At 42.9% G+C, this 16,458-nt stretch carries 16 protein-coding genes; 12 read left to right on the top strand and 4 right to left on the bottom strand.

Annotation, left to right across the window (positions count from 1 at the left end):
• The first annotated feature begins 3 nt into the window (after nt 1-3).
• From ruvX to AC1XUF_RS25240, 3 genes are read left to right on the top strand one after another with little or no spacing between them, the layout of a single operon-like run.
• Nucleotides 4-417: a Holliday junction resolvase RuvX gene (ruvX, locus tag AC1XUF_RS25250; protein ID WP_483344635.1), complete on the top strand. Its 414-nt coding sequence runs from the start codon at nt 4-6 to the stop codon at nt 415-417.
• Between the two features lie 48 nt (nt 418-465).
• Nucleotides 466-1,050, top strand: a complete 585-nt coding sequence (gene def, locus AC1XUF_RS25245) for a peptide deformylase (protein WP_483344634.1) — start codon at nt 466-468, stop codon at nt 1,048-1,050.
• A 39-nt stretch (nt 1,051-1,089) separates the two neighbouring features.
• A complete protein-coding gene (locus AC1XUF_RS25240; RefSeq protein ID WP_483344633.1) occupies nt 1,090-1,866 on the top strand; it encodes an amidohydrolase in 777 nt (258 codons plus the stop codon).
• Between the two features lie 31 nt (nt 1,867-1,897).
• Here the strand turns inward: AC1XUF_RS25240 and gatC are convergent, their stop codons facing one another.
• Nucleotides 1,898-2,185, bottom strand: a complete 288-nt coding sequence (gene gatC / locus AC1XUF_RS25235; protein WP_483344632.1) for an Asp-tRNA(Asn)/Glu-tRNA(Gln) amidotransferase subunit GatC — start codon at nt 2,183-2,185, stop codon at nt 1,898-1,900.
• Nucleotides 2,186-2,806: 621 nt separating this feature from the next.
• Between gatC and AC1XUF_RS25230 the strand changes: the two genes are divergently transcribed.
• The 6 genes from AC1XUF_RS25230 to AC1XUF_RS25205 all read left to right on the top strand — a co-directional run bounded on the left by AC1XUF_RS25230 (nt 2,807) and on the right by AC1XUF_RS25205 (nt 8,812).
• On the top strand, nt 2,807-3,646 hold the full coding sequence (locus tag AC1XUF_RS25230; protein WP_483344631.1) for a MotA/TolQ/ExbB proton channel family protein: 840 nt from the start codon (nt 2,807-2,809) through the stop codon (nt 3,644-3,646).
• 61 nt (nt 3,647-3,707) lie between these two features.
• Nucleotides 3,708-4,322: an ExbD/TolR family protein gene (locus tag AC1XUF_RS25225; protein WP_483344630.1), complete on the top strand. Its 615-nt coding sequence runs from the start codon at nt 3,708-3,710 to the stop codon at nt 4,320-4,322.
• A 36-nt stretch (nt 4,323-4,358) separates the two neighbouring features.
• Complete coding sequence (locus tag AC1XUF_RS25220; RefSeq protein ID WP_483344629.1) at nt 4,359-4,940, top strand: ExbD/TolR family protein; 582 nt, start codon at nt 4,359-4,361, stop codon at nt 4,938-4,940.
• Between the two features lie 27 nt (nt 4,941-4,967).
• Nucleotides 4,968-5,792, top strand: a complete 825-nt coding sequence (locus tag AC1XUF_RS25215) for an energy transducer TonB (protein ID WP_483344628.1) — start codon at nt 4,968-4,970, stop codon at nt 5,790-5,792.
• 221 nt (nt 5,793-6,013) lie between these two features.
• Entirely contained in the window at nt 6,014-6,967 is a 954-nt protein-coding gene (locus AC1XUF_RS25210) for a substrate-binding domain-containing protein (protein ID WP_483344627.1), read from the top strand.
• A gap of 75 nt (nt 6,968-7,042) precedes the next feature.
• Entirely contained in the window at nt 7,043-8,812 is a 1,770-nt protein-coding gene (locus tag AC1XUF_RS25205) for a tetratricopeptide repeat protein (RefSeq protein WP_483344626.1), read from the top strand.
• A gap of 75 nt (nt 8,813-8,887) precedes the next feature.
• On the opposite strand, the gene AC1XUF_RS25200 is transcribed toward AC1XUF_RS25205, so the two are convergent.
• On the bottom strand, nt 8,888-9,091 hold the full coding sequence (locus AC1XUF_RS25200; protein ID WP_483344625.1) for a hypothetical protein: 204 nt from the start codon (nt 9,089-9,091) through the stop codon (nt 8,888-8,890).
• 103 nt (nt 9,092-9,194) lie between these two features.
• On the opposite strand from AC1XUF_RS25200, the gene AC1XUF_RS25195 reads away from it, so the two are divergent.
• Nucleotides 9,195-10,598, top strand: a complete 1,404-nt coding sequence (locus AC1XUF_RS25195) for a BatD family protein (RefSeq protein WP_483344624.1) — start codon at nt 9,195-9,197, stop codon at nt 10,596-10,598.
• Nucleotides 10,599-10,604: 6 nt separating this feature from the next.
• Complete coding sequence (gene aroC / locus AC1XUF_RS25190; protein ID WP_483344623.1) at nt 10,605-11,684, top strand: chorismate synthase; 1,080 nt, start codon at nt 10,605-10,607, stop codon at nt 11,682-11,684.
• 375 nt (nt 11,685-12,059) lie between these two features.
• On the opposite strand, the gene AC1XUF_RS25185 is transcribed toward aroC, so the two are convergent.
• Nucleotides 12,060-13,403, bottom strand: a complete 1,344-nt coding sequence (locus AC1XUF_RS25185; RefSeq protein WP_483344622.1) for a Gfo/Idh/MocA family protein — start codon at nt 13,401-13,403, stop codon at nt 12,060-12,062.
• Between the two features lie 29 nt (nt 13,404-13,432).
• Nucleotides 13,433-14,299: a formylglycine-generating enzyme family protein gene (locus AC1XUF_RS25180; protein ID WP_483344621.1), complete on the bottom strand. Its 867-nt coding sequence runs from the start codon at nt 14,297-14,299 to the stop codon at nt 13,433-13,435.
• Nucleotides 14,300-14,558: 259 nt separating this feature from the next.
• Here AC1XUF_RS25180 and AC1XUF_RS25175 point away from each other — a divergent pair, with 259 nt between their 5' ends.
• A complete protein-coding gene (locus AC1XUF_RS25175; protein WP_483344620.1) occupies nt 14,559-16,451 on the top strand; it encodes an ABC-F family ATP-binding cassette domain-containing protein in 1,893 nt (630 codons plus the stop codon).
• The last annotated feature ends 7 nt before the right edge of the window (nt 16,452-16,458 follow it).

Genomic DNA, 16,458 nt, shown 5'->3' with positions numbered 1-16,458 from the left:
TACATGCCACGCTTACTGGCGATCGATTATGGTGCAAAGCGCAGCGGGATAGCGGTTACTGATCCTCTTCAGATCATTGCCACGGCTTTGGACACAATAAGGACGCACGATCTTTTAGAATTCATCAAAAAGTATGTTGTGCAGGAAAAAGTGGAGGCAATTATTGTCGGGATGCCCAAGAAACTGGATAACACGGCCAGCGAAAATGCGGAAAGAGTTGTCGCTTTTATCAAGTCACTGGCGAAAGTACTTCCGGAAATTCCGGTTTACACCCACGATGAAAGATTCACATCGTCAATGGCTCTTCAGTCCATGATTACAGCCGGCTCTAAAAAAAGTGACAGGCGGGAGAAAGGCAATATTGACAAAATAAGTGCGACCATCATTCTCCAGTCTTATATGGAAAGCAAAAGGTAGCCTCCAAGAATAGTTGATTATACAAAAACGAATAAAGTCTCATTAAAAATGATTTATCCCATAGTTGCATACGGTGATCCGATACTCAGAAAGCCCACCAAGTTTATCGAGAAAGATGAGCTGGACCTTAAAAAGCTTTCAGAGGATATGTTTGAAACCATGCATGCTGCCAATGGTGTGGGCCTCGCCGCACCGCAAATAGGAATGAATATCAGGATATTTGTGGTGGACGGAACACCATTTAGTGAAAAGGACGATGACGACGATGACGAACCGGACATGTCTTTGGTCGATTTCAAGAAAATGTTTGTCAATCCCGAAATATTGGAGGAAACGGGCGAGGAATGGGCATTTGAGGAAGGTTGCCTGAGTATTCCCGGCATCAGGGGGGATGTGTACAGGCCGGCAACATTAAAAATCCGTTACAGGGATGCGGAATGGAATGAGCATGAGGAAGCATATTCCGGAATGGCGGCAAGGATTATTCAGCATGAATATGATCATCTGCTGGGTAAGCTGTTTGTTGATTATTTGCCGACTTTGAAAAAGCAATTGATCAAGAAAAAGCTGACAGATATTTCCAAAGGGAATGTAGATGCCGATTATAGGATGCGGTTTCCCAACCGAAAATAGAGCTGGCGTTAACCGAAGTTTTTTAGACGCACCAAACCCATGGACATCTTAACAGTTACCCTGGTTCAGACTGACCTGTTTTGGGAGGATGTGACCGCTAATCTTTCTTCCCTTGAAGAGAAAATAGCCTCAATTTCTGAGCAGACCGACGTGATTGTACTTCCCGAAATGTTCAACTCGGGATTTACCATGAATACGGCAATTGCTGAACCTATGAACCTGACTACCACCAGGTGGATGAGGCAGATTGCTGCCCAAACAGGATCAATGGTTATTGGCAGCTTTGCCGTAAAGGAGGGAAGGGATTTTTACAACAGGCTGCTTTGTATCCAACCAGACGGTCTATTGGTACATAGTGATAAGCGCCATCTTTTCAGTATTGGCAACGAACATCATACCTATTCTCCTGGCAAAGGTCGGTTAAAGCTGCACTGGAAGGGTTGGGAAATCTGCCCACTGATTTGCTACGACCTCAGATTTCCGGTTTGGAGCCGCAATTCTATCGCCGACCCCTACGACATGCTTATATATGTCGCCAATTGGCCCGCAAAACGTACACATGCATGGAACACTTTGCTTAAAGCAAGGGCAATTGAAAATCAGGCATATGTAGTGGGTGTTAATAGGGTTGGGAAAGATGGCAACGGCTTGGAATATCATGGAGACTCTGTCGCACTTGACTATTTAGGCGAACCTTTGACCATGCTTGCCGCAGCCGAAACGATCAAGACCATCAGCTTTTCAAAAGGTAAGCTGATGCATTATCGTGAAGTTTTCCCCGCATTGTCTGACGCCGATGCTTTCACGCTGGATTAGCTGATGATGAATGGGGCATACTGTCCCAACCTTACTCAATCACTTTGGGTACCATTATATAAGTTTGATTTTTGGAGGGCGCATTGGATATAGCCTCCTCCCTGCTCAAGGTATTTATTCCCTGATCTTCCCGCCAATGATTGACCTCTCCAGTAATGTGAGTAAGCGGCTCAATATTTTCAGTGTCGATTTCATTCAGTTGATCCATCCAGGTAAGAACGGAATCCATGCTTTTCAGGAGTGCCTGCTCTTCCTCAGGTTTGATTTCCAGCCGAGCCAGATGGGCAATCTTTTTAAGGGATTCCTTGTCAATTTTCATTTTAAGAATTTGTTAAGTTAGTACTCAGGGTATCCGTAGAGCCACAAAATTACCGGATTTTTGCCAAACCGCTTATTCTCGAAAGTCGAATTGGCCCACAGCATGTGATTTTGTATTGCAAATTTGACTTCAGCTGTTGGTGGTTTTAGACAAAAGGATTGTCCCTGGCAGTATATAGCTAGTTTCGATTTTAAAATTGTTGTTTGGACACATAGTAGGAGAAAAATAATATTTGCTTTTCTGGCAGAATCTTGAAATTTTTTCAAATACAATAATACCCTTTTAAAAACATGTATACTGGCTTTGACGTAAAGAGTACAATTATCTATAAATTTACATGACTCTGATATTTGCTTCTGAATGAGTACTAAACCCAGATTTACCAAGAAAATGTGGAGTGGCTTAATCTTCAGAATATACAATTATCAAGCTGAATGTTAAAAAATTCGGGAAAAAATCTGAGGAAAAGCTTGCTTTTTTTTAAAAGGAAAACTCATACTTTTGTAGAAGTCGATAATTCAAAAAAGCAATCGAAATTTTATTTTACCAAAACCAGTTTTAACCAAAAGTTTTATTTAATTCACAACCAAAATCTCAATTTAACCTTTAAAAGTAAGTCTGATGGAAAAGAAAGCTACAAGTCCGGCACCAGCTCCAAAGCCTGCAGCGGCAGCAACAAAAGGCAAAGGCGGTTTGAACCCGGCATTGGTAATCCCTCTACTATTTGCGATTGCATTATGTGTTTACATTTTCGTGCTGGGAGCCCCCGAGCACTTTAAGGATGGCGATCATGCAAAAGGCCCAATCGATGGAGATTACTACGGAATTGTCTACAAAGGAGGTCCTATCGTGCCAATTTTGATGACTTGTTTCCTGATCGTGTTAACATTCACAATCGAACGTTTAATCACTTTGAACAAAGCATCGGGTTCAGGAAGCATCGATTCGTTTGTACGTAAGTTAAGAAGCCTTCTTGATAAAAATCAAATTGAAGAAGCTATAAAAGAATGTGACAGACAAAAAGGATCTGTTGGTAATGTTGTAAAAGCAGGCCTTCTGAAATATAAGCAGTTAACTACCGAAACTGCGCTTGATAAAGAACAAAAACTGGCGGCTCTTCAGAAAGAAATCGAGGAAGCTACTACGCTTGAACTTCCAATGCTTCAAAAGAACCTTACCATTATTGCGACACTCGCTGGTGCTTCTACTCTTTTGGCACTTCTTGGAACAGTAATCGGGATGATTAAGGCGTTCGCTGCGCTAGGTACCTCAGGTTCTCCTGACTCTGCTGCACTTGCGACTGGTATTTCTGAGGCCCTTATCAATACCGCGCTTGGTATCGGTACATCGGCTATCGCAACCATCTCATATGCATACCTTAACAGCCGTGTTGACGATCTTACTTACAGCATTGATGAAATTGGCATGAGCCTTCAATCAAATTTTGCTGCACATTATTGATAGTTTTTGAACTAATTGATAGTGAAGTTTCGTTAATATACAAAAAACTTATATATTTGCTATGGGAAAGGTAAGACCTAAGAAGCACGCCCCGCATACTGATATGACAGCGATGACTGACGTAGCGTTCTTACTGTTGACATTCTTCATTATGACGGCGACTTTTAAGTCGAATGAGGCAGAGATTACAACTCCTTCTTCGATTTCGCAGATCAAGGTTCCGGACGATGATATTATGATCATTAGTATTGACAAAACAGGCAAAGTTTTCTTCGGGGTAGATGCAAAACCGGTTAGAGCGGCAATGCTTGATAACATTGGACAGGCCAAAGGGATTACTTTTACTGATACTGAAAAAGCGAAATTCGCTCTTCAGACTAGTTTTGGATTTCCATTGAATCAGTTGAAGCCTTGGTTGAACATGCCGAAAGAGCAGATGCCAAACGTGAAGCAGCCTGGTATTCCGGTCGACTCGACAGGAGCTAGTGAATTGGCGGACTGGGTTTATGCAGCGCGTAAGGCTAACAATCAGTTGAGAATAGCCTTGAAAGGAGACAACCTAGCGAAGTTTCCGGTTTTCAAAGATGTACTGGCCAATTTGCAGTCGCAGAACATCAACAAGTTTAACCTGATCACCGGTAGCGAACAAGCACCTGCAGGTTACACGAACGAGTAACGTTTCAAAAGGTATCATTTTAATTAATAAGAAAAAATGGCAGCAATTGAAGAATCGGGTGGTGGGCATGGTAAAGGTGATGGTAAAGTTCGGGCCAAGAAAATGTCCACTCGCGTGGACATGACCCCAATGGTGGACTTAGGATTTTTGCTTATTACCTTCTTTATGCTTGCGACTACTATGTCTAAACCGACATCTATGACGTTGGCGGTGCCCGACAAAACGGACGAGGAGGATCAGGAGAAGACGGAGCCATTGAAAGCATCCAAAGTTTTAACTCTTTTTATGGGAGCAAACGACGATGTTTATTATCTGGACGGTGTTGCCGCTGATGATGACAAGGCTAAGGAATCTTTGAAAACTACTCGGTACGGATTTGATCTTAGAAGCGTAATTTTCTCTTCTGCAAAGAGAATCAATGCGGCAAATCCCAAAGATGAGAAAGGAAATGATCCTTTTGTGGTAGTGATTAAGCCCACTCCGGTATCGACTTATAAGAATATGGTTGATGTGCTGGATGAAATGGCGATTACCAAATCTAAAAGGTACGCTCTCGTAGAAACTCTTACGGATTCCGAGAAGGCTCTTTTAGGTGACAAGATCATTCCAAAAAATTAATTTTTTAATCAAAACTATCAAAGCGCCATGGCAGAAATAGGCCCGAATGCAACACTTGATGACATAGTGTTTGCCGATCGTAACAAGGCGTACGGTGCATTTGAACTTCGTAGAGGCTATCGAGCAGATGTTACGAAGGCTACTTTGATCGGAGCTGCTCTTTTTGTGCTTGCCATGTTTACGCCGTCAATTATTAATAAGTTGACAGCTGGCAATGAAAAAGAAGACGTGATGGTTGAAGTGGATTTAATGAAAATACCACCGCCGCCAATTGACCCGCTTGAACCACCTCCACCACCTCCACCACCTGTGGAACAACCTAAGGTGAACACGGTGAAGTTCTTGCCACCAGAGGTTAAAAAGGATGAAGAGGTTCCGGAAGAGGTACCGCCTCCAACGGTTGAAGAGATTAAGGAAGCTGTTGTTGCTGACAAGACTGTAGAAGGCGACCCTAATGCGAATGAGATCATCGTTGCTCCGGAAGCTGTAGCAGCTCCAAGTAAGGGTACAGTTGTTGAAGCTGCTCCAGAGCCTGAAAAGGTGTTTACAGTTGTAGAACAACAACCTGAATTTCCGGGCGGTACTGCTGAGATGTATAAATATTTGGGTAAAAATATCAAGTACCCAAGTGCTGCATCACGTGCAAACGTTTCTGGAAGGGTGTTTATGTCTTTCGTTGTAAATACGGATGGCAGTATTCAGGATGTAGCTGTTTTAAAAGGATTGGGTTTTGGTTGTGACGAAGAAGCTATCCGTGTTGTGAAAGCAATGCCGAAGTGGAAACCAGGAAAGCAGTCTGGACGTGCAGTCCGGGTTAAATATAACCTGCCTATCAATTTCCAGCTGGAGTAACTCATGAGGGAAAAACCATTGCATGAGAAGATCGGTGATCTAACCTCTGTGTTAATGGCTCTGACATACATAGGAGGAGGGGTCTTTTTGATCCTCTCCTCCTTGTCTTTTAGATTGTTGCCTATCGGAAGTATACCCCGGTACGCATTCGCTGGCACACTTATTTTGTATGGGGCCTACAGAGGTTATCGGGTTTGGAAAAGAAGAAATCACGACGAATTATGAACATTAGGCTGACGGAATGGTTCCCGTGTATATTGTTAGTAATAACCTTATTAGGGTGTTCCTCGTCAGATGGAAACCTGGATAATCCAAGACAAGGGACTATTACTATTGCATCCGATGAATCGTTTAAACCGCTGGTGAATGCACTGACCAATGCTTACGAGGGTATCTACCCGAATACGCATTTTAAGATTGATTACAAGCCAGAACAGGAAGCTATTAGGCAACTGCTGAATGACAGTGCTAGGATTATATTCTCTACTAGGCAGTTGAATAATCGTGAACTTGAAATTATTAAGCAGCAGAAAGGTAGTCAGAAGTACCAGCATATAGCTACCGACGGGTTAGCACTGGTTACAAGTAAAGCTAATACTGACAGTCTTATCACGATGGCTGAAGTGAGAGCAATTCTGGAGGGAAAAATCAAGGACTGGTCTGAATTAAAGGGCGGTAATCAGAAAGGGTTGATCACTTTGGTTTTTGACAACGCTAATGCGAGTAATCTCAACTTTGTATTGCATAAGTTTAGTATCGCTGATATTAGCGGCTTACGAATAGTTTCAGCCGGTTCCAATGAGAAAGTGATAGAAGATGTTAGAAAGGATCCATTGCATCTTGGTTTTATTGGAGTCAACTGGATAAGTGATGGTCATTCCTTGTCTTCTGAAGAACTATCTAAGGGGATCAATGTGATGGGGGTTGCTTCCAAGGTTAATCCAGACTCTTTGACAGACTATATTCAGCCTTTTCAGAGTGGCTTGGAATTCAAAAGATATCCTCTTTTCAGAGATCTGTACATCATAAGCCGGGAAGGTTATTCCGGACTGGGTGGTGGATTAATGACTTATATCGCAAGGGATGTTGGTGGGTTAATTATTCAAAAAATGGGTTTATTGCCAACAGTGCCATACCCGAGGGAAATTGAGATTACCACCGGGAAGGACTTTTAACTTAAACAATTTTATAGATTTGGAATTTGTTATTGAAAAGCCAAATTTTTTATCATTATTTTAACCGGGTAAAAAATGAACAGAAACATGAGAATGAAATTAGTAGCACTGGTGATTGGTTTAATAGCGTTTGTTAATGTACACGCACAAACGGCGCAGGATGGCCTTGCATTGATACATGGAGAACGTTACAATGAGGCAGGGGAACTATTCAAAAAATTAGCAGAAGGTACTCCTTCTGCAGATAACCAGTATTATCTTGGTTATTACTATATAAAGACTAATCAGCTAGAGGAAGCTCAGAAGGCTTTTGAAAAAGGTGTCCAATTGGATGACAAATCTTATTTAAACCAGGTTGGGTTGGGTACGGTTGCGCTTGGAAAAGGTGATAGGGCTAAGGCAAAGGAGCTTTTTGACGCCGCCGAAAAAAAGAAGGGAAAGGATGCTGAAGTACTTTTCAGAATTGGTGAGGCATATACACTCTTTGAAAAAACCAATGATCCAGCGGAAGCAATCAGGTTATTGGATTTAGCGATTAAGCGCGACAAAAATCTTGCCGATGCCTACCTCGCAAAAGGTGATGCTCTTATGCTTCGCAATGAGGGTGGTAATGCAGTTACTGCATATGAATATGCTCTGACTGCCAAGCCTAATTATGCTGCGGCTCATAATGCGATCGGACAAATTTATCTCCGTGGTAAGAACTATAACCTTGCATTGGAGAATTATAAAAAGGCAATTGAAGCCGATCCTAATTTTGCACCTGCTTACAAAGACCTGGCCGAGCTTTATTTCTTTGCTCAGAAATATAAGCAAGCAGCTGAAAATTTCGACCTATATATTCAGAAAAGCGGCACTACTGATCCAGAGATGAAGTTAAGAGCTGCTCAGTTCGCTTTTACCGCAGATGACTATGCGAAGTCTTTACAATTACTGGAAGAGATCAAAGGAAAAATCAACAACCCGATTACCCTAAGAATGTACGGCTGGTCATATTTCAAGCAGAACGACCCGGACAAAGCTATTCAGAGCCTGAATGAATTTATGAAAGTTGCGCCTGATAAGGTAATTGCTGATGATTATAAGTACCTGGGACGTGCCTACAATCAGAAAGCTACTGACGGAAAGGGTTATGACTCTACCGGGGTAATTTATATGATGAAAGGTGCTGATATGGATACTAGCAAAACAGAGGCTTCGACGACTTATAAGGAAGTAGCTGCACTTTATTACGCTGCGAAAGATTTCCCGAATGCCGCAAATGCCTATTCAAAAGGTATTGCCTTGGATACTGCGAAGGCTAGCGCCAATGACTATTACTATACAGGTCTTGCTAATTTCCAGATGGCGTCGAGCATCGTCGTACCTACATCTGCGGACGCTAATTATGCGGATAGTGCCAAAATTGCGTCCACTAAGAAAGCGTTGTATTTGAAAGCAGACTCCATTTTCGCAACTGTGACACAAAAGCTTCCGGATTGGCCTTATGGTTATTATTGGAGGGCCAGCACACTTTACAATGCTTATGACAGACAGGAAAATGTCGACAAAGGAATTTCCGCGCCTTATTACCAGAAATTGACGGAACTTGCTGAGAAAGATCCTGATCCAAGTAAGTACAAATCGTATTTAAGACTTGCATATAGTTACTTGGCTTTCTACGCACAGTCTACACTAAAGGATCAGGCAAAAGCGAAGGAATACTGGGAAAAGCTTTTAAAGGTTGATCCTGATAATGCTGCTGCTAAGGAAGCACTAGGACTTGCTGTTGCGCCAGCTACTCAGCCTGCGACGACAGCCGGTAAACCAAAAGCACCTGCGACTGCCGCTCCCAAAAAGAAATAGAATAAATTACAAGATAAAGCAAAACAGGCCGTCGGTAATTCCGGCGGCCTGTTTTGCTTTATAAAAAGAAAACTTTTAGTAGGAAGATAAGCGCTCAAAGCAAGTATTTAATACTGGCAAATGCACTGTTGCGTAATGGTCGTAACACCACTGCCTTAAACGTTTTACCTCGGCTGGCATCAACATACGAATCGCTTTCCTCAACTCTTTTTCGAACAGCCTGCGATCGAAGCTCACTTTTTGCAGAATAATTTTAATGTATTCAAGCATTGAGGCCATAGTAATTATGTAGTTTTGTGGTTTAGGGACGTTAATGTTGAATATAACAAAATAAAACGCGCAAGATTATACTAAATTCTAATAAAGTTAACGAAAATAATCAATGAAATTATGTGCGTTATTGAATATTATTTTGTGTTTTTCGGGTACACTCGGAGCTCAGGTAATGAATGACGCAGCTACAATCGAATTTGGTTCTAAAAATCTTACGATTGATCAGCCTTTGTTGATCTCGGTCGTTTTACGAGATGTAGAGAACCGTCCGTCTATTGTTTTCCCGGAGATTAAGGACCTTGAGAAACGGAGTAAATCAGCTACAAGTTCGATCAGTACTGTAGACGGCAAAAAGGTTGTAATACAAACCATCACCCAAGAGTATTACGCATCAAAGCCAGGCAATTATCTTGTTCAGGAATTTTTTATAAACGTTAACGGTCAACGCCTGAGGGCAGAGGAAACCAATGTTTTGTTTTCGGAAGGGAGAATATCAGATAATGGAGTAATTGCAACAAAGGCGCCTTCTGTTGAAGCCGACCTAGTTGATGTGAATGAAGGTGTTTTTTTATCTGTGCAGACAGATAAAAAATCGGTCTACATCCGTGAGGGTTTTGCATTGAGAATTTCACTATACATTGCTGAAAATGCACCTGTCCAAATGGAATTTTATCGTTTCAATGAACAGTTGCAGGCTATCTTAAAAGCTGTTCGGCCTATTAACTGCTGGGAAGAAAATGTAGGCATTGAAGAAATCGTCAAGCGAAAAGTTGCTATTCAGGGAAGGCAATATACCGAATATAACATGTACCAGGCCAGACTTTTCCCTATTACAACAGAAGACATTGTCTTTCCTTCTGTTAAACTGGATATGCTTGTTACGGATAATGCTGGGGCAGTGAATGTGGACAAGAAAATTATCAAGGCTTTTCGATCCAAGGCAGTGAGAGTCTTGGTGAAGCAATTACCTGATCACCCATTGCGAGACCAGGTCGCAGTAGGTCAGTATAATTTAAAGGAGAAATTGTCTGCGAACCTTGTTTACCCTGGCGAAAGCATCCGATACATGTTTAAGGTTGAGGGTATGGGTAATATCACATCCATTCAGGCACCAATCATTCAAACGAACTCCTATTTAGACATTTATCCTCCGGAAATAAGTCAGGTGGTCAAGAGAAGTTACCAGGGAGTGATCGGGGAGAAGACTTTTGACTATTTTGTAGTGCCGAGGAAGGACGGCTCTTTTCCGTTAGGCAGGTATTTCCAATGGATCTATTTTAATTTGGCAACAGCACGATATGATACTTTAAGATCTTCCAAATCGCTAAAAGTGGAGGGAGAAGATTACAAGCTAGCCAATTTATCGTTGGCCGGTTCAGCGGGCCTGTATGATAACCTTGAAAGTATCGACAGTGGGCGTGAATCATTTGATTATAAAAAGATTTTGAAGAATGCGACAAATGCAGTAGTGGTTATACTCTTGTTAACCATGTTTTGGGTTTTTAGAAAATAATAATTGATGGGAAGTACTTACGGGAAAATATTCAAGGTAGCGACTTTTGGCGAATCACATGGAGCGGGGATTGGTGTGGTAATAGACGGATGTCCGGCAGGGGTAATTTTTGATGGTGATTTTATTCAGAGCGAGCTAACCCGGCGGAAGCCCGGCCAATCCAGAATTACTACGCAACGAAGAGAAGCCGATGAATTTGAGGTTTTGTCGGGTGTTTTCGAAGGCAGGACTACCGGCACCCCAATAGCATTGCTCATACGGAATGAAGATCAGCGCAGCAAGGATTATTCGCATATAGCAACCCAGTACCGCCCTTCGCATGCCGACTACACATATCAGGCGAAGTACGGTATCCGTGATTATCGGGGAGGCGGAAGAAGTTCCGCAAGGGAAACTGCTGCCAGGGTTGCCGCGGGGGCTTTGGCTAAAACGCTTTTAAGAGAACTTGGTGTGAGCGTGCAAGCCTACGTTTCTCAGGTAGGTAGCCTGAAACTCCAATATGAGTACAATGAATTAGATCTTTCACAGACAGAATCCAATGACGTACGCTGCCCTGATCCAGTGATGGCACAGCAAATGTTCGATTACATCGACAGTATCCGAAAACGAGGTGATTCAGTGGGGGGGGTGGTAACTGCTGTCGTTAAAGGAACGCCGGCAGGATGGGGGGAACCGGTTTTTGATAAGCTGCACGCGGAGTTGGGAAAAGCGATGCTAAGTATCAACGCTGTGAAAGGTTTCGAATATGGAAGTGGATTTGATGGAGTCGCTTTATTGGGCTCTCAGCACAACGATGCTTTTTATACAGACGAAGTTGGCAATGTTCATACAAGGACGAATCATTCTGGCGGTATTCAAGGTGGTATTTCAAATGGCGAAGATATTTACTTTCGGGTGGCTTTTAAGCCGGTTGCAACCATCATGCAGGATCAGGAGAGTGTGGATCAGGACGGAAACGTAGCCATTGTTCAAGGGAAAGGTCGACATGATCCCTGCGTAGTACCGCGGGCAGTGCCCATTGTGGAAGCGATGACGGCAATTGTTCTTGCTGATTTTTATCTTAGGAACAAATCCAGCAGGGCCTGACAAATCAATTAACTTAAAACTTCTGTTTTCTTCTTCTTTGATTCAGACTTAGGACTAGCCATATCGTTCCGATGAATTCGATAGCAAGTCCACTCAGTATAATCGGATTGCTTGCCTGCGTTTCTGTAAAATTTAGAAAGGATCCAATAGCCAGCAAAAGCATGCCGGCAGATAAAATCAGTACCGCGTTTCGAAGGCTAGGTTTCACTGACTACTCTTTTGTTCCAAAATTAATCTCGCAGCTATACTATTCTCAATGAATGTAGCAATTCCTTATTGAAAAGCTATTGCATTCATAAACATGTTTCGGCAAGTTTTTCTTAACAAAAAAAATGGCTCGTTAGAGCCATTTTTTTTGTTAAGAAAAATCACCGACTATATAACCTGGGTTTTACCAGGAATAGCAACTGGATATAACCCATCTGGGCCGGGGAGAATCTTTGGAGAAGCATCCCATGCAAGCTTGTCCGGGAACAAATTAATGTCAGAATTCAGCGCTTCGTCCCATTTGATCAGTTTTCCAGAATACGTTGCCATACGGCCCATAATTGATGTCATTGTACTTTTGGCACCGTTTTCTGCATCAGCAAATTTATATTCGCCTTTGGCGATGGCAGCGAACAATTCATCATGCTCAACCTGATATGGGTTTTTATCTCCCTTATCGTCGTGCTGATAGATAACGCCTCCTTTGTAGTCTTTCAAAATAGTTTTCTTTCCGTCAAAGCTGTCGATACGACCTTTGGTGCCGACAAAGGCCTCGTCAACACGATTCCATGTACCTTCAAACTGGCGGCATTGGCTGGAAATGACCGTACCGTCGGCGTAAACCAAGTCAAGTGTATGGTGGTCAAAAATTTCACCATAAGCTTTTCCGGTACGTACCTGGCGGCCGCCAGTCCCCTGGATTGTTACAGGGTAACCCTTTTTCACCCAGTTTGCCACGTCGATATTGTGAACGTGCTGCTCAGAAATATGATCACCGCAAAGCCAGTTGAAATAGTACCAGTTTCTCATTTGGTATTCCATTTCAGTTTGGCTAGGCTGACGCTCCTTCATCCATGGGCTGCTGCCAACCCAATAAACCTGTCCGCCAACGATATCACCTAATGCCCCGTCGTGTATACGTTTGATAGCTTCACGATAATTAGCCTGATAATGACGCTGCAAGCCGACAACGACATTCAACTTCTTTTTCTTTGCTTCCTCAGCAATTTCCAAAACCTTACGGATTCCCGGAGCATCAGTTGCAACGGGTTTTTCCATAAAAATATGTTTGTTGTTTTTTACAGCCTCTTCAAAATGATAAGGACGGAAGCCAGGAGGCGTTGCCAGGATCACCACATCCACATCTTTAAGCGCGATCGCCTTTTTGAAGGCATCAAATCCAATGAATTTGCGATCTTCCGGAACGTCTACTTTGGTTTTGGTATCAACCACTGCACCAGATGCATCCTTGTATTTCTTTGTGGTAAGGTTTTTATAAGATTCTTCGAGACGGTCTTTAAACGCATCGGCCATCGCAACGATCTGTACATTCTGTGATGTACTCAGAGCTTGCGCAGCCGCCCCGGTGCCCCTGCCTCCGCAACCGATCAACGCAACTTTTATTGTTTCGTTTACAGAACTGTTAAAACCATATCCGCTCAACGGATTCAGCATAGCGCCTCCGGCGATCAGACCAGATGCTTTAAGAAAATTGCGTCTATTTTGTTCCATTATCCTTTTAATTAAGAGTTTATTTATGATCAGTAATCTTCAATCAATTTTGGGCTGTAATAGGCTTTGATTTCTTCTGCCGACGGTGTTTTTAACGGCCGTACAACACGAAATCCTACAAATGAAGCGCTGGTCATCCACCATTCACTTTTTGGCAATTGTGGGTCGAGAACCTTCCATTCAGGCTTAGAGGCGGTACGGGCTGCACTGCGCAGATCAACCGGCTCGTCGTCCCAGGATCCGCCTCTGACAGCTGTTGGGTAGAGCTCAGTTACCGGAGCATAAGCTTCTCCGGCTGGTTTTTTAGCATAGTAGTCCGGGATGTATTGGTCCAGCGTCCACTCCATGACATTGCCATGCATATCGTACAAACCCCAGGCATTGGGTTTCTTCTGACCTATTTTCTTATAAGCAGCGTCGCTGTTTTTACGATACCAAGCGTATTCGTCGATTTTCGATTCATCATTGCCAAATGAGTAAGCGGTTTTAGAACCTGCGCGACAAGCGTACTCCCATTCGGCTTCGGTTGGCAAACGATAAAAGATGCCTGTTTTTTCGTATAACCATTTACAAAAATGGATGGCAGCATATTGTGTCATGTTGATCGCGGGATAACCTGATCGACCCATTCCAAAAGACATATCGACATATGGAGGGCTAGGGCGAGTACTTGCATCCGTTTTTTGAACGCTTTTATCCGGGTCTGGATGTCTGGCGGCCATTTCCTTTTCCATATTTTTGAAAGCATATAAATCGTAAATATCCCAGATCACTTCATATTTTCCCATCCAGAAAGGTTCGATTTTGACTTTATGCTGTGGGCCTTCGTCTGCTTTGCGACCTTTTTCATTGGCAGGACTGCCCATGGTGAATTCGCCGCCTGGAATAGCAACCATGTCATAGACTTGAGGGCTGCCCCCAATTTTTTGAGTATAGTTTTTGAAATTGCTGTCTTGTGCTAGGGAATTGAAACAAAGAAAAACGGTTGAGATAAGGAAAAGAAATTTCTTAGACATGATAATAAAACGTGTTCAATGGAACCATCTAACTGAATATAAGCGGCAATATTAGCCTATTTACCCTACTAAAACGAATTTTTTCTGTGTTGTTTGATATCTATCCTAACTTTGCAGACATTGAATTTTACTTTTAATTATGAATTATCTTTCAGCAGAAAATATAGCCAAGTCATTTGGCGACCAGTGGCTTTTTAAAAATATCAATTTTGGAATCAGCCGGGGGGATAAGGTGGCTCTAATTGGGACAAATGGAACCGGTAAAACTACTTTTCTGAATATACTGACAGGTAAAATTCCGCCAGACGAAGGAGATGTAAGCATCAGGAAGGACATTCGTGTCGGGTACCTGGATCAAAGTCCTTCATTTGACGAAAGCTTACCCGTTCTTGAGGTGATTTTTTCTTCCAATAACCCGGTTGCTCAAGTAGTTAAAAGGTATGAGCACGCCATTGAAACCGACAATCACGATGAATTGGCTGAGGTGATGGAGGATATGGACAAGTACAATGCATGGGATTTCGAATACAGGACCAAAGAGATTCTGGGCAGGCTTGGCATTCATCATACAGACGCACTTTTCGGAACTTTGTCGGGAGGGCAGCGCAAGCGCGTTGCAATGGCCAAGGTACTTCTGGAAGATCCGGATTTGCTCATACTCGATGAACCAACCAACCATTTGGATCTCGCCACCGTTGAATGGCTTGAAAATTACCTGAACACCTCCAATACCACACTTTTGGTTGTAACGCATGACAGGTACTTCCTGGATACCGTTTGCAATCAGATGCTAGAGCTCGCTTTTGGTTCGGCTTACAGCTACAAGGGGAATTACTCTTATTTTCTGGAGAAAAAGGCAGAACGTGAGGAAATCGAGGCTGCGGGAATTGACAAGGCGCGTAACCTGATGCGAAAGGAACTGGATTGGATCCGGAGGCAGCCAAAGGCACGCGGCACAAAAGCCAAGTACCGGATAGACGCTTTCGAAGAATTGAAGGAGAAAGCAAGCCAGAAGAAAGTCGATACCCAAATGGAATTGAATGTGAGGACTTCACGGCTCGGCAGCAAAATCATCGAGCTGAACCACGTGAGCAAGGGATTTGACAATCGTCAATTGATCAAGGATTTTGAATATACATTCAGAAAAGGTGACCGCATTGGGATTGTCGGACAGAATGGTATGGGTAAGTCGACCTTGCTCAACATGATTACCGGCGAATTGCCTCCTGATAAGGGCGAGATTGTGAAGGGGGAAACGGTGCAGTTTGGGTACTACAAACAGTCGGATCTGGTATTTAATGAAAATCAGCGTGTTATCGACATTGTGAAGGATGTGGCTGAGGTCGTTCAGCTTGGTACGGGCGAGACAGTTACGGTCGGTCATTTATTACAGGCATTTCTGTTTTCTCCTTCCAAACAATACGATTTTATTTCCAAGCTGAGCGGGGGAGAAAAGCGCAGGTTACAGTTATTGCTGATACTGATTAAGCAACCTAACTTTTTGATCCTCGATGAGCCGACCAATGACCTGGATATCGCCAGCTTGAACGTACTTGAAGAGTTTTTACTGAATTTCCCGGGTTGTCTTGTGATTGTTTCCCACGACAGGTATTTTTTAGATAGACTTGTACAGCACATATTTGTCTTTGAAGGTGAAGGAAAGATCAGCGATTTTCCAGGAAACTATACTGAATTGCGTGATTATCAGGATGAACAAGAGGCTGAAAAAAAGAGCTTGTCGCAGGCGGCGGGCAACAAGGCTCCTGTTGCTGAACCGATTGCCCAAGTAAAAGAGGATGTAGCGGTTCCAACTCAACTCAAAAGAAAGCTTAGCTATAAAGAGCAGAAAGAAATGGAGCAGTTGGAAAAGGACATTGCGGAAATGGAAAAGAAAAAGGTACTGCTGGTGGAGAATTTAAATAAGGGAGGATCTCATGACGACCTGGCAAAATGGTCAAAACAAATCGAAGAAATAACCGAAAGCCAGGCAGGCAAAGAAATGCGATGGCTTGAACTATCGGAAAATGCATAATTTTGGG

This window comes from Dyadobacter sp. HNCC25DJ185, from assembly GCF_056895195.1.
This window is presented reverse-complemented; position numbering and strand designations above follow the sequence as displayed.